Annotated in this window: 15 protein-coding genes; 2 read left to right on the forward strand and 13 right to left on the reverse strand. The window is 65.2% G+C overall.

The annotated features are described in order from the left end of the window. Positions 1 to 4 precede the first annotated feature (4 nt). A complete protein-coding gene (locus PCE31107_RS15925; protein ID WP_150609731.1) occupies positions 5 to 2,083 on the forward strand; it encodes a flagellar biosynthesis protein FlhA in 2,079 nt (692 codons plus the stop codon). A gap of 140 nt (positions 2,084 to 2,223) precedes the next feature. Next, positions 2,224 to 2,679, forward strand: a complete 456-nt coding sequence (locus PCE31107_RS15930) for a GNAT family N-acetyltransferase (protein WP_150609840.1) — start codon at positions 2,224 to 2,226, stop codon at positions 2,677 to 2,679. 101 nt (positions 2,680 to 2,780) lie between these two features. Here the strand turns inward: PCE31107_RS15930 and PCE31107_RS15935 are convergent, their stop codons facing one another. The 13 genes from PCE31107_RS15935 to flgB form a co-directional block, all read right to left on the reverse strand. Then, a complete protein-coding gene (locus PCE31107_RS15935) occupies positions 2,781 to 4,007 on the reverse strand; it encodes a flagellin N-terminal helical domain-containing protein (RefSeq protein ID WP_150609733.1) in 1,227 nt (408 codons plus the stop codon). Between the two features lie 160 nt (positions 4,008 to 4,167). Continuing rightward, a complete protein-coding gene (locus tag PCE31107_RS15940; RefSeq protein WP_150609735.1) occupies positions 4,168 to 5,340 on the reverse strand; it encodes a hypothetical protein in 1,173 nt (390 codons plus the stop codon). Between the two features lie 54 nt (positions 5,341 to 5,394). Beyond that, positions 5,395 to 6,291 (reverse strand): CATRA conflict system CASPASE/TPR repeat-associated protein, encoded by an 897-nt coding sequence (locus tag PCE31107_RS15945; RefSeq protein ID WP_150609737.1) that lies wholly within the window; start codon positions 6,289 to 6,291, stop codon positions 5,395 to 5,397. Positions 6,292 to 6,316: 25 nt separating this feature from the next. Next, positions 6,317 to 7,648: a FlgK family flagellar hook-associated protein gene (locus PCE31107_RS15950; protein ID WP_150609739.1), complete on the reverse strand. Its 1,332-nt coding sequence runs from the start codon at positions 7,646 to 7,648 to the stop codon at positions 6,317 to 6,319. Positions 7,649 to 7,688: 40 nt separating this feature from the next. Beyond that, the gene (locus PCE31107_RS15955; RefSeq protein WP_150609741.1) at positions 7,689 to 8,009 is read right to left on the reverse strand and encodes a hypothetical protein; all 321 of its coding nucleotides are present in this window, start codon (positions 8,007 to 8,009) and stop codon (positions 7,689 to 7,691) included. Between the two features lie 17 nt (positions 8,010 to 8,026). Further along, positions 8,027 to 9,178 carry a flagellar basal body P-ring protein FlgI gene (locus PCE31107_RS15960; protein ID WP_174966689.1) on the reverse strand — a complete coding sequence of 384 codons (1,152 nt, stop codon included), beginning with the start codon at positions 9,176 to 9,178 and terminating at the stop codon, positions 8,027 to 8,029. A gap of 10 nt (positions 9,179 to 9,188) precedes the next feature. Then, complete coding sequence (flgH, locus tag PCE31107_RS15965; RefSeq protein WP_130027729.1) at positions 9,189 to 9,854, reverse strand: flagellar basal body L-ring protein FlgH; 666 nt, start codon at positions 9,852 to 9,854, stop codon at positions 9,189 to 9,191. 60 nt (positions 9,855 to 9,914) lie between these two features. Next, entirely contained in the window at positions 9,915 to 10,703 is a 789-nt protein-coding gene (gene flgG, locus PCE31107_RS15970; RefSeq protein WP_150609743.1) for a flagellar basal-body rod protein FlgG, read from the reverse strand. A gap of 35 nt (positions 10,704 to 10,738) precedes the next feature. Further along, positions 10,739 to 11,470: a flagellar basal body rod protein FlgF gene (locus tag PCE31107_RS15975; RefSeq protein ID WP_150609745.1), complete on the reverse strand. Its 732-nt coding sequence runs from the start codon at positions 11,468 to 11,470 to the stop codon at positions 10,739 to 10,741. A 4-nt stretch (positions 11,471 to 11,474) separates the two neighbouring features. Beyond that, complete coding sequence (locus PCE31107_RS15980) at positions 11,475 to 12,578, reverse strand: flagellar hook protein FlgE (RefSeq protein WP_150609748.1); 1,104 nt, start codon at positions 12,576 to 12,578, stop codon at positions 11,475 to 11,477. A 15-nt stretch (positions 12,579 to 12,593) separates the two neighbouring features. Next, a complete protein-coding gene (locus PCE31107_RS15985) occupies positions 12,594 to 13,280 on the reverse strand; it encodes a flagellar hook assembly protein FlgD (RefSeq protein WP_130025087.1) in 687 nt (228 codons plus the stop codon). Then, positions 13,277 to 13,687, reverse strand: a complete 411-nt coding sequence (gene flgC / locus PCE31107_RS15990; RefSeq protein ID WP_130025086.1) for a flagellar basal body rod protein FlgC — start codon at positions 13,685 to 13,687, stop codon at positions 13,277 to 13,279. Before flgC ends, PCE31107_RS15985 begins: the two co-directional genes overlap by 4 nt. 2 nt (positions 13,688 to 13,689) lie before the next feature. Next, positions 13,690 to 14,076 (reverse strand): flagellar basal body rod protein FlgB, encoded by a 387-nt coding sequence (flgB, locus tag PCE31107_RS15995; protein WP_130025085.1) that lies wholly within the window; start codon positions 14,074 to 14,076, stop codon positions 13,690 to 13,692. Positions 14,077 to 14,204: the final 128 nt, after the last annotated feature.

Genomic DNA, 14,204 nt, shown 5'->3' on the forward strand with positions numbered 1-14,204 from the left:
ACTCATGAGCCGACTACTGACCCACCTTCGGCGTCAAAAATTTCTGACGCCGCTTCTCGTCTTCGCCATCCTCGCGATGGTCATCCTGCCTCTGCCGCCGCTGCTGCTCGACACGCTCTTCACGTTCAACATCGTGCTTTCGATGGTCGTGATTCTGGTGAGCCTGTCGGTGCGGCGTCCGCTCGACTTCTCGGTCTTCCCGACGGTCATTCTCGCCACGACGCTCATGCGTCTGACGTTGAACGTCGCGTCCACGCGCGTGGTGCTGCTCAAGGGCAACGAAGGCACCCATGCGGCCGGTAGCGTCGTCGAATCGTTCGGCAATGTCGTCATCGGCGGCAACTTCGTCGTGGGCCTCGTGGTGTTCGTGATCCTGATGATCATCAACTTCGTGGTCGTCACCAAGGGCGCGGAGCGCATCTCCGAAGTCTCGGCACGCTTCACGCTCGACGCGCTGCCCGGCAAGCAGATGGCCATCGACGCCGACCTGAACGCCGGGCTCATCAATCAGGAAGCCGCACAGACTCGCCGTCGAGAGGTGAGTGCCGAAGCCGACTTCTACGGCGCGATGGACGGGGCGTCGAAATTCGTGCGCGGAGACGCGGTGGCGGGCATTCTTATCCTGCTCATCAATCTGATCGGCGGTGTCGCCATCGGCGTGACGATGCACGGCATGAGTGCGGGCGACGCCTTCCGCCAATACTCGCTGCTGACCATCGGCGACGGTCTGGTCGCGCAGATCCCGGCACTGCTGCTCTCGGCGGCGGCGGCGATCATCGTCACGCGGGTGTCCGACGCCGGCGACTTCGAAAAGCAAGTCGGCGACCAGTTGCTCGCCTCGCCGTCGGTGCTGGCGAGCGTCGCCGTGCTGATGTTCGTGCTGGCGCTGATTCCGGGCATGCCGACCGCGCCGTTCCTGGCGTTCGCGGCCGTCGTGGGATTCGTGGCGTGGCGCGTCGGCCAACGCCGCGCGCCCGACGTCACCGACGACACCGACGCGCTCGAAACGGCGCTCAGCGCTCACGAGCCGCCCACACTCACATGGCAGCAACTACCGTTCGTCTCGCCGGTGACCGTCAGCCTCGGCTATCAGATCGTGAGCCTTGCGGACAAGCGAGACGGTGCGCCGCTGGTGCAACGTCTCTACGGCATGCGGCAAACGCTCTCGCAGACCATGGGCTTCCTCGTGCCGGCGGTCCGGCTGGATACCGGACTCGGCCTAGGGGCGAATGAATATGCAATTGACGTTGGCGGTGTACGCGTCGCCAGCGCGTCGCTGCCGCACGATCGGTTGATGGCGATTGCGGCGCCCGATTGCTATGGCGAGCTCGATGGCATGCCGGCCATCGATCCGTCGTTCGGCATGTCGGTGGTGTGGATCGAGCCCGAGCAACGGGCCCATGCGCTAGGGCTGGGCTATCAGATCGTCGATCCGTCCGGGGTGATCGCCACGCACGTCCAGCAATCGATGAAAGCGCATCTGGCCGATCTGTTCACCTATCAGGACGTGACCTCGCTTGGCGAAAGGCTACGTGAGTTATCGCCGTCGCTGGCCGACGCACTGGACAAGGCGCTCACGCATCAACAGCAGTTGGCGGTCATTCGTCAATTGCTGGCCGAAGCGGTGCCGTTGCAGGATATCGATGTGCTGGCGACGGCGCTGGTCAATGCAGCCGCGACGAGCAAGGATCCGCTGGTGCTGGCCGCCGAGGCGCGCAGTGCGCTGGGGCGCCGACTGATACACGGACTGATTGGAGACGAGCCGACGCTGCACGTCTACCAACTCACGACGGATCTGGAAAACCTGCTATTGGGTGCCTATACGGCCGCGCAGCAGTCGGGCAAGACCACCGCCGATGCGTTCCCGCTCGATCCGCAATTGCTGGAGCAGTTGCAGTCTTATATGCCGCAGGCGCGCGAGAACATGAAGCAAACAGGGCGCACGCCGGTGTTGCTCGTGATGCCGCAACTCCGACCACTGCTGGCGCGCTATGCACGGATGTTCGCGAGCGGCCTGCATGTGCTCTCGTATAACGAGGTGCCGCAGACGAAGGAGATCGAGGTGGCGGGAACGCTGGGGTAAAGTGGCGCGCAAGCCGGTCTTTGAGAACGCCACGATAGAGCGCCATCGGCATGACCGTCGTTGGCGCATTTTGCAGCGTGTCAGGCGCCGTCCGCGTTTGCCCAGACACGCTTGCATTCTTCACATTTTTTGGCACAACGATGACACAAAGAACCTATCGGGCTGCATGTCCTGAAGATGCGGCCATCTGTATCGAAATTCGCGGCCGCACACGTGAGAATGCGTTCTCCGCCGAAGCGTTGTTGGCGTTAGGAATTTCGGTGCAGACCTGGTGCGACATCATCGAAAGCGGTGCAGTCCTGGGAAATGTATGCTGCGTAGACGATCAAGTGATCGGCTATTGCTTTGCGGATGCCCAGACCGGAGAAATCCTGGTGCTCGCAGTGTTGCCCGAGCATGAAGGTCTGGGTGTGGGTCGCGCTCTCTTGCAGCGCGTGGTCGATGCGCTTCTGGAACGAGGCTTCCACCGGTTGTTTCTCGCGTGCTCGGCCGATCCTGCCTCGCGTTCATATGGTTTCTATCGCAAGCTGGGCTGGACGCCGACGGGCGAGCGAGACGATGCAGGTGACGACATTCTCGAGCACTTCCTTCGTTGAACGCTCGCTTCCCCTAAAGCGGAAGAGCCAACGGCATGAAGCCGTTGGCTCTTCGGTTCAGACGGACGGGCCGGAAGCACATCCCGGCCGGTGCAACGCGATTAACGCAGCAGCATCTGAATCATGCTCGGCATTTCGCCGGCTTTTTGCAGCATTTGCAGGTTCACGTTCATCTGCGTTTGCAGCTTGGTCAGCTCCGACACCGATTCGGCGAAGTCGACTTCGTTCAAACGCGAGTTGGCTTCACGCGTGTTTTGCAGCAGCGTCGATTGCACTTCCTCGCGGCCGTCCAGATCCATCATGGCGGCACCGATGCTGGCTTGCACGGTAGCCAGTTGGCCGATGGCGGTTTCGAGGTTGGTGATGGCGTTTGACGCCGAGGGCGCGTCGAGCAGTTGCGTCGACGGCGCATTGAAGCGCGCGTTCAGCACTTCGTCGAAGGCGTTGAAGAGCTTGGCTTGCTCACCCAGATCGAGCGAGTTGCCCGCCGTGGCCGCGAGCGCGTTGAGCGGCGTGGTGAGGGCCGTGCGCAACGCAGCGAAATCGGCGCGAGTACCTGCCGCCAGACCTTCGATCATCGTCGTCAGACCGGCCTCCCAGGTCACGTTGCCCGTGGCGTTCTGCACCTTGCTCAGGATAGCGCCGACGCCGGGCTTCGCCGAAAGGTCCTGGATCAGTTGTGCCGCGGCATCACCGTCAGTACCGGCGCCCAATGCGGCCGTCAACGAGGTCCCGGCCGGGTACGACGAGGTCGTCTGTGCGCCGAAATTGGCCGTGGCACTACCAACGCTGGCAAACAGGCTTTGCAGATCGCTGCTGATGTCCATGACCTTCGTTTCGGCCGCGCCCGCGCCGACTTGCAGGTCGATCTTGCCGGCGGCGAGAATACCCGACGCAGCGCTGCCGAACTCCATCTTCAGCAGGTTCTTGCCGGCGAAGGTGGTGTTCTCGAAGATCGCCTGAAGCGCTTGTGCGTTGTTGGTGTATTGCTGTTGCAGCGCGGTCTTCTCGGCGTCGCCCTTCAGGCCATCCTTGGCCTGCGTGGCCAGATCCTTCATGGTCACCAGCAGTTCGTTGGCCTTGTCCAGAGCGCCCTGGGCAACGCGAGTGCTCGACTGTGCGTACTTCATGTTGCTGATGGCCGCCTTGGTGCCGCTGGCGTGCATGTTGAGCATGGCCGAAATGCGGGCCGCCGCCGGATCGTTCTTGTACAGGTCGTTCTTGGTGCCGGTGGACAGGTCGCGCATGATGGCGTTCAGCTTGCCGCCGGTGCTGCGTTGCGAATTCAGCGACGACATTTGCGCCACGTTGGTATGCAGAGTCAACATTGCTAGGGCTCCTTGTGCTGGTGAGCAATTTGGCAGACTGGATTGTCTGCCTCACCGTGATAAGGCGTCCCTTCGCATAAATTGTTAATGCCTTTCGGCGATGATTTTTCCCATCTGACGAGCCCCTTGTCGGCGTTCGCGCACGACACGCGCATTCCCCTTACCGATCCGCCAACAACGCCCGAACATTGGCACGCGTGACAGGCATACCCCCCGGCATCGCGAGCCTCAGCGCCACGAACGGCGGCTGCTTGTGCAGCCGCGTCGTCCACGCGTTTGCCAAGGCGATCGCCATGTCGTAGGCGCCCTGATCGGTCGCGACGGCCCGGTCATCCCCCGCCGTACGACTGACGAGCTGCGCCGACGTCCGCGCCGTGTGCTTCACCGATGCGTGAGCCGCACGAATGGTGCGCACCATCGACGCGAGCGCGCGTCGCGTTTGCATAACCCCTTCCGGCCCATCGGCGCGCCATGTCCGCGGCGCGATGGCGTCGGGCGCCTGGCGAAGCGTTGCGCGTCGCGGGAGGCCGTCGGCGCCGCCAGAGGTAGCCTGCGGCTGGGTGGGCGACGCCGCTTGCGCGATGGCGAAGCGCGACGCCAGCGACGGCCACGCGGCGCCGGACGTGCTCATCACCCACCCGCGCTCCGGCGCAGGCGGCTCCAGCGTCACACCATAGGCGGCGAGCTCACGCGTTGCGCGGCGGCGCAATCCCGCCTGCGACACTGCGCTTGCCACGTCGATCTTGACACCCGCCTGGTAGGGCCCGGCGGGATAAAGCGTGATGTGCTCGGCTTTCGACGCGCGCCACTGCGCGGGGGCAACGCCCTCGACCGTGAACCGTTTCGGCACGCTGCCCGTTTCATCGAATTGCAGCCGGTCATCGACCGTCCCCAGACTTGCGCGCTCGCGGGCGTCCCATTGGACCGCCAACGCCTCCAAGGCCCGGTGTGCCTGTGCGTGTGATGCTGGATCGCCGTCTCGCCAACGCGCTAGCGACGTCAACGCCGCGCTGGCCGACGCATGAAGCGTCGATAACCATTGTGCGCCCGCACTGGCACGGCTGGCCGTGGCATGCGTCGAAATCAGGTCGGCGACTTGGGCGACACGCTGCCGATCGACTTGCGCCGCACCCGGCGACGCCAGCCGTGCCGACGCGCCCGCGCGCATGGCGCCGGTCACCCCCGGTGTCGCGGTCGCCGAACGCGCGCCTGTCATCGCGCGCGTCGATGAACCGGCTTGCGCGGTGTCGCCCCGGCGCAGGTTCGCGCGGGCCGTAGTGCGCGCGTCGTCGAGCCCCGGGCTCCCGGGAATCTCTCGAATCACGTCAACCATGAGTCACGTCCTGATTGTTCAGACGATGCGGCCACATGACGGCATCGAGTGCCATCAGAGGACATCGAAGAACGACAACTTGCCCACCTCGGCATGTGCCGTACGCGCAGCCGACATGGCGCGATACAAGGCCATCAGTTCCGGGAATGCTTCGGTGGCCGGCTTGCCCTCGATCGCGAGGCGCGCCTTGACGAGCACCTCGCTATGCACCCCATGCTCCTTGCGCACCGCCTCGAGACGTTTTGCGCTGTGGTCATTCGCGAATTGCACGTCGGCAATCCGGGTCACCTGATCGTCGATCGGCTCGGTCAACTCACGCAGTACCGCGGCCGCATCGGCGTCGAGGTCATTCGTCAATGTCGCCGCGGCGGCCCCGAGGCGATTGAGCAGATCAGGCAACCCGTGCCACATATGCGGCGGATGGGTATGGTGCAGCCCGTCGCCAATCTCGATGGAAGCCGGCGCGTGCCCGTTCGTCGCCAGCGTGAAATTCGTCGTGGCGGCGTCTGGCCCCGCCGTGTTGGTGATGGGCGCGCCAATGCGCGCGAAGACGTGGCTGCCGTCGGCACGACGAATATTGAACGCGTCCGTGAGACCGCGCATCAGCGCACGAATCTTGCCGACATCGTCCTGAGTCGCGCCACCTTGCAGCCCGCCCGCCTTCGTCACGACATCGCTCTTGAAGGCGCTCAACCGGTCGTGAGCGTTCTTGAGACTCACGCTCACTTGCTTGAGATCGGCCTCGAGGCTGGCAATGACCTTGGTGCGCTGCGCGAGGGTCTGCTGCGCACGGTCGATACGCGCGATGCGCTCGAAGTCGACCGGATCGTCCGACGCGCGAAGCACGCGCTTCTCCTCCCGCGCGTGGTCGGTCAGTCGTTCAAGTCGCTCGTTCATGTCGCGCAGCACCTGCTCGCGTTCGAACCGGCTGAAGTGATGATGGATTTGCATGAGGATGTCCTTTGCCGAGCTTCGCTCAGACCATGGCCAGCGTGGCGTCGAACAGCTCGTTGGCCACCGAGGCCACCCGGGCGTTCGCGCGGTAGAGCTTCATGTAGGCCATGAGCGCACCGCCCGACTCCGTCTCGTCGACGCCCGCCTGCTTCTGGAACTGGGCGCGCGCGGAGACCAGCACGGCCCCCGCCGATGCGGCGCTCGCTTCGGCCTCGCTTACGCGACGGCCCGTCTCGGCAGCCAGCGCACTCATGGCTTCGACAAGCGTCGTCCCCGCGCGCCCCGAAAGCGCCACCGGGCCGCCGATCGCACCCTTCAAACGATGCAACGTCTTGCCATTTCCGTTGGCGCTGTCCGTGTCCAGAGCAAGGTCTAGCGCTGTCTGGACCGTGCGCTGCATCATCGGCAAGCCATCCGGTCCAGTGCTCAGCTTCAGCAGCGGCGTATCGCTGAAATCGCCCGAAGCCACATCGGCATGCGCCCGATTCAGTTGATCGACCAGCGTGCTCGCAACGTCAGTCAAATCCGCGATGCGCGAGTCGAGGGCTCCCGTGAGGAATCTGTCGAGGCCGCCCAACCGTCCGCCGAGCGTGTCGGCCGGCACATCCACACGCGACGACCCCGCCACGACCGAATAGCCGCCATCCGGACGCGCTTCCAGTTGCGCTGCGCGATTGCCCAGTACGAGCGGTTGTCCGCTCCGGGTAAGCACGTGATACGCCCCGCTGGCGTCGTCCCGCACATCCACATCGAGAAACGCCGCCAATTCGCCCAGCGTCTGATCGCGTTGATCTTCGACGGCCAGTCGGCCCGCTTCGTCCGGCGCCAGACGGTGCAGACGATTCAGATCCGCCAGGGCCGTCGTGAGGCGATTCACCTTTTCCGCTTCCCCGCCCCGCACCGCGTTGACGGTATCTCGCAGGCGCTCCAACGCGGAGAACATCGCGTTGGTGCGCTCGGCGACACGTCCCAGCGCAGCGAAGACGCCGTCAGCATGGACATCGCTGCCGAGCGTCTGGGCTTCGTGATCGAGTGCGCCGACGAACTCGCGCAGGCCGAGCGGATCGCTGGCCACGTCGGTCCCGCCCAACTGCGTGAGCAGCGCGGCGAGGTGCGGCTTCTGCACGTCCAGTTCGCTGGCGCCGGACACGGCGCGCCACAACTGACGCCGCTGCTCCAGCCCGGCCACGCGAACGACGTCTTGCGCCTGCACCGTGCCGTCGGCGCGTGACGTGACGCGCACGTTGCGGCGCGTATACGCCGAATTGCTCATCTGCGAGATGTTGAGGGCCTCGTTGTCGAGCAGCGACTGCGCAGTTTTCACGCCTTGCGTGGCGATATTCAGCATGTTCATGGTTCAGTGCCTGTCCTGTCGGTATCGGCGCAGCGCGCGCTCAGCGCCCCGCCATTTGCCGGATGATGATGTCGGCGATGCCGAATGCACGGCGTGCCGCAAGCGCCTGTGCGACCTGTGTGTCCGCCCATTCGTGCAGGCCGTGCGTCGTGCGGTCGCGTTTGCCCAGCGCGCCGGCGTCATCGCGATCGTCGCGCAGCGCCTCGGTCGCCCGTCGCATTTCGCCGAGCAACTGGGCGACGAAGATCGCTTCGAACTGTTCGGCGGCGGCTTCAAGCGTCGCACTCGGCGCAACCGGCGTTGCGCCTGCCTCAGACAAAGGCGACCGGGCGGTGGAAATAAGCAAGGGGTTCGGCGTCATCGGTGGGGTCATCGGTCTCAAATCACATGCAGCTCGCCGTTCAGCGCGCCGGCTTCGTCCAGCGCCTGAAGAATCGAAATCACATCGTCGGGCGTGGCGCCGGAGCGGCGCAGACTGTCGACGATGGTCTGTAAATCGACGCCGGCCGGCCAGACGTGGATATCCATTTCGTCTTCCGCGACGTCGACGCGCGAGCGTGCCGCGCCCGCCGTTCGGCCGCGCGAAAACGGGGCCGGCTGGGCGATGACGGGCGACTCGGTCACCGTCACGCGCAACGAGCCATGCGACACGGCGACCGGCCGCACCGTTACGCCCTGCGAGATCACTACCGTGCCCGATCGCGCGTTGATGACCGCGCGCGGCACCCGGCTCACCCCCGGCACGGGCAATGCATGGACCTCGGCGAGAAAGCGCACGCGCGCATCGGCGTCGTCTGGCGATGTCACCTCGACGGTGCTGCCGTTCTTTGCCAGCGCGGTGCGTTCGCCAAAGCGGGCGTTGATGGCGTCGGCGATATTCGCCGCGAGCTGGAAATCCGGACGCTTCAGGCTCAGGCGCATCGCGCCGCCCTCGCCGGCCGGCACGGGAATCTCCTGCTCGATGGTCGCCCCGTTGGGCACGCGCCCGGCGGTCGGCGTGTTCTTCTGCACGCGCGACCCGCTGCGCCCCTCGGCCTGCATCCCGCTCACGACGAGGTTGCCCTGGGCAAGCGCATAGGTCTGGCCGTCGACGGCACGAAGTTGGGTCAGCAGCAGCGTACCGCCGCGCAGGCTGCGCGCATCGCCCATCGACGACACGGTGACATCGATGGTCTGTCCGCGGAGAAAGCCCGACGGATAGGTCGCGCTGACCATTACGGCGGCGACATTGCGCGAGCGCAATTGCACGTTCTCGGGCATGCTGACGCCGAATTGCTTGAGCAAGTTGGCGAGCGACTGGCTGGAATGGCGCGAGCGCGGGCCGTCACCGGTGCCGGCCAGCCCCACGACGAGACCGTAGCCGACAAGCTGGTTGTCGCGTACGCCTTCCACGTTGACGTAATGGCGCACGGTTTGCGCATGACTGGCCGGGGAGATCGTCGTCATCGACACCATGACGATCGTCGCCGACAAGGTCAACGCGTTGAACCAGCGAGGCACGCGCGCGAGCGCGTCAGGCATTCTGAACATACGGGCTCCCTCAGAGCGGTGCGAACTGGCTGTTGAAAAATCGTGTGAGCCAGCCGGGATTGTTGCTGTCGGCCAGCGCGCCCGTGCCGAAATACTGAATGCGCGCATTGGCCACGCGCAGCGACGAGACACGGTTGGTCGTATCGATATCGCCCGCGCGCACATAGCCAGCCACGCGCACGGTTTCCTCACCCTGGTTCAGAAACAACCGCTTCTCGCCGCGCACGTGCAGCAGCCCACTAGGCAACACCCGATGCACGATCACCGTGATCGCGCCGCGCAGTGTGTTCTGCGCCGTGCTCGAGCTATCCCCGCGAAAGCCCCGTCGCGCACCGAGCGCGGTATCGCCGATGAGCGGCTTTCCCATCAGCGTGGCGTCGTCGATCGACATGTCGCTGCGTTTGTCCAGTCGAGTGCCCGCGCGCTTGCTGGCCTGCGTTTGCTCCTGCAGCACGATGGTCAACACGTCGCCCGCGCGAAATGCCCGCTGGTCCGAGGTGAGCGACAAGGCGTGCCCGGCTGAAAAGAGCCCGCCCGCCTGCCCTTGCGACGACATCTCGGCCACGCCCGGCAGGTCGTCGCTCTCTTCGAGCTGCGGAGGCAGAAAGCCCGCGCAGCCCGTGAGCGCCACGGCGAGCACCACCGTGACCCCGGCACCCGCGCTACGACAGCGCATTCGGGCATTACGCGGCCCACGGGGCGTTGCGTGCGTCATCGTCGTCTCCGTCCGCGTCCGTTAGCGCGCAACCTGCGCGAGGTTCTGCATCATGTTGTCCGCGGCGGACAGCACCTTGGTGCTCATTTCATACGCGCGCTGCGCGGTAATCATGTTCACCATCTCTTCGATGGCCACGACGTTCGAGCCTTCGAGCGCTTTTTGCCGCAGCAGGCCGAGGTTCTCTTCGCCGGGATTGCCTTCGATGGCCGGCCCGCTTGCGGCCGTCTCGGCGAACAGGTTGCTGCCCATCGGGCGCAGGCCGGAAGGATTCACGAAGTCGGCGAGTTGCAGGCGGCCGAGCGACGTCGGCTCGGTGTCGCCCGTCTGCGTTGCGCTCACGTCGCCGTCGGCGCTGATCGTGAGCTCGCGCGCACCCGGCGGCACGACGATATCGCCCACGAGCGGGTGACCGGCCTGCGTGACCATGCGTCCATCGGCGTCGAGCCGAAGATTGCCCGCACGGGTATAGGCCGTCTCGCCATCGGGCATCTCGACTTGCAGGAAGCCACGGCCGGTGATGGCGACATCCAACGCGTTCTGCGTGTCCTGTTCGGTGCCGTTGATGAACTGCTTCTGCGTGCCGGCAAGCCGCACCCCGGTACCGAAGTACATGCCGCCGGGCAACGTCGCGTCGCCTTGCGTACGGGCGCCCGCGGGGCGAACGGCACGATAGAAGGTGTCTTCGAACGCAAGCCGGTCGCGCTTGAAGCCCGTTGTGCTCACATTGGCCAGATTGTTGGCAATGGTCTGCAACTGCGCGTCTTGCGCGTGAACCGCCGTGCGGGCGATGAGAAGTGCGGGATTCATGACATCTCGAAGGGAGGAGTTGGAGTTGACGCGCGTTATCCGCGCATGAGTCGGTTGCCGCCATCGGCCATGTCGTCGGCGATCTTGAGCACGCGCATCTGCATCTCGAAGTCGCGGCTCGCGCTCATGCTCTGGACCATCGCTCCGACAGCCGACACGTTGCTCGCTTCACGATGGCCGCCGCGCAGCGTGACGTCGTCGCCGGGCAACACACCGGCATCGCTCATGAGCACGCCGCTGCCCGCGTTGCGCATGTCGCCGGGCATGGCCAGCACCCGTTGCAGCCGGCCTATCGGCACAGGTTCCGACGCGCCCGCGAGCACCACCGCTACCGTGCCGTCCGCGCCGATGTCGAGTTCGCGATGCGGCGGCACCACGACCGGCCCGCCGTCGCCGAGCACCACACGGCCATGCAGTCGCAAGGTGCCGTCGCCATCGAGCGTGAGGGAACCGCCGCGTGAGTACACGACATCCGCGCCGTCTTCGGGACGCGCCGCGAGCGCGAGATAACCGTCCCCGTCGATGGCGACGTCGAGCGCACGTCCCGTGGGCTCCAGCACGCCCGGCGTGGTGTCGAGACCGGCCGGCGCCTGCACGGCGTAGTGGCGCGAGGCAAGACCGGCGCCCGGCAAGGCGTTGGCCTGCGCAACGGCCAACGACGCGCGAAAGCCGGTGGTCGCCGTGTTGGCGAGATTTTGCGCCACGACTTGTTGGGTGTCCTGCGCACGTTGCGCGCCGGACATCGCGGTATAGATCAGGGCATCCATCGCGTCAGATCGATTGCATCAGGTTGCGCATCATCTCGTTCTGCGTCGAAATAACCTTGGTGTTCGCTTGATAGTTACGCTGCGCGGACATCAGGTTGACCAGTTCGTCCGTCACATTGACGTTCGACCCTTCCAGCGCGTTACTCACGAGCACGCCCGTGGCGCCCTCGCCCGGGCGACGCAGTTGCGCCACGCCCGACTCGCCGGTCTCGCGCCAGACGGTGCCGTCGGCGGGGGCGAGGCCGCCCGCATTGGCGAAGTCACCGAGAGCGAGTTGATATCGCGTTTCGCTCGCGCCGTTGCTGTACTCCGCCACGACCGATCCGTCCTTGTCGATGCGGGCACGAACGAACTCGCCCGCCTCGCGGCCACCGACTTCGGTCGCGCTCGCGGTGAACGCGCCACGCTGGGAGGCCATGCCGGTGAAATCCAGTGTCGGCAGCGTGCCGGTACCGGCCATCCGGTCCAACGTCATCGTTGCGGGATCGAGGGTTCCCAACACGGTCACATTGCCGCCGTCGACTTCGGAGACTTCCAGGCGCAACGGGCCGTCCTGCATGGCGAATCGCAGCCCTCTCACCGCCATTTCGCCGTTGGTGTCGCGAAACGTGACCGACGTCTCTCCGATCTGGCCGGCCGTCGTCGGCAACGGGTCCGGCAAGCGGCCTTTGATGTCGACCCCGGTGCTGGCCAGCGCCGCCACCGGGCGCTTGTCGATCGTCACGTCGGACACGTTCGACTGTCCCTGCGCGAAGCCCTGTACGAGTCGCCCGCTCCCGTCGACGAGCCTGCTGTCCTTGTCGACGGTGAAATCGCCAACACGCGAATAGACGCGCTGGCCATTCGTCCCCCTAAGCACGAAGAAGCCGTCACCTTGAATCGCCTGGTGCAGGCGGTTCCCGGAATTCTGCAGACTGCCGCTGGCGCCGACCGAATATTCGGTGCCGCTGACCTTGACGCCGGCCGGTTGCGCCTCGGCCATGGCCGAAGCAAAGCGGGTGGTGGCCGACTTGTATCCTTTCGTCGACACGTTGGAGATGTTCTGCGAGATCGTCTCCAGCGACTGATTGATAGCGTTGATGCCCGACAGGGCGATATCGAAACTCATGGTGTCCTCGTGTACTCAGGCCGCGCCAGAAGAGGCGCTGCTCGACAATTCCTTGATCGCTGCGGCGTCGAGGTTCGTCCCTACGCCCAGCACATCGACGCGCGTACCGGCGTCGCCCAGATGCACGCGCTCGACGCGGCCCGACAGACGGACCGGCAACGTCGTGCTACCGGTCTGAACGTGGATGTCGAAGCGGCCCGCGCCCAGACGGTGCTCGGCGAACCATGCATCGTCGAGGGCGAACTCGGTTCGTCCCGAGGACGCCGGCAACGGTTTGCGGATCGTTCTACCGTCGCTGCCGCGCAAAACGACCTCGGCCCCCTCGCCCTGCGCAGGCAGATCGACCGTGCCTCGAATCGGCTGCCCGCTCACGCGCTCGACGCGCGTCGTCTCGATACTCACGTCGCGACCGACGTGGCTGCCCAGCGCATAGCCCTGCATGCCCGAGAGCACCTTGGTCTGCGCGAGCACCCGCTGGCTCATCTGCTGCATCGATTCCGCCTGGCTCAGTTGCGTGAGCTGCCCGACGAACTGCGCCGGATCGGTCGGGTTGAGCGGGTCCTGATGACGAATCTGCGCGACCAGCAGCTTCGTGAACATCGCTCGCATCTCTTCGCCTGCGCCGTTCGCAGACACTGATGTCGCGGCACCGCTTTGCGCTGCGGCGCGAGCGACGTCGTCGGGTCCAATTGCTAGCGTCATCCGCGCTCTCCGAGTCGTAACAAGTCCTGCTGCGCCGCGCGCACGCGGGCCAGCACTTCCAGATTGGTTTGAAATGCACGCGACGCATCGAGCATGTCCGTCATTTCCTCGATCGCGTTCACGTTTGCGTAGAAGACGTTGCCATCGGCGTCGGCGAGCGGGTTCCCGGGTTCGTGCGCAACACGCGGCAGATCCTCGCTCTCGTAGATATCAACGACCTGCACGTGCTGAGCCCCCTGGGCATCGCCAAGCGCCGTGGCAAACACCGGCTTGCGTGCGCGATACGCCGTCTCGGCGTCGCCTGCGACGGCACCGGCGTTCGCCAGATTGCTCGCCACGGTGTTCAGTCGAATGGTTTGGGCGGCCATCGCCGAGCCGGCGATTCCCGCAATCTCCCTGAAGCTCATCGTCAACGGCCTCCGTCGATGACTTTCTGCAGTCCGGCGAGTCGCCGATTCAGAAAGGAAAGGCTGGCCTGCCAGTCGGACAGGTTCTGTGCGAAGAGGGCCTGCTCGATACCCAGTTCCACGGTGTTGCCATCGGCGCGCGGTTGCATTGGCACGCGGTAGCGCAAGGCATCGGACGCCACGCTCGCCATGGGCGAACCAGCGTCGTGCACCGCCGCCGTTGCCGCATCCAGATGCTGCTGCACGCGCTCACCGAAATCGAGGTCACGCGCCTGATAACCCGGCGTGGCTTCGTTCGCGAGGTTGGCCGCAAGCACACGCGTGCGATCCTCTCGCGCGCGCAATGCCGCAGCGTGAACACCTAGCGCCTGCGAAAAAAATGTCTGCAAAACTTCGCCTCCGTGGTTGACCGATAACGACGTCGCCCATTGTCGACAAAACTATCGAAAAGCGGCCCAAACGGCCGTGAAATTGACGCGTTTCCCAAACCCATGGATCGGCTTTGGGACAAAGACGC

Source organism: Pandoraea cepalis (assembly GCF_902459625.1).
Lineage (GTDB): Bacteria > Pseudomonadota > Gammaproteobacteria > Burkholderiales > Burkholderiaceae > Pandoraea > Pandoraea cepalis.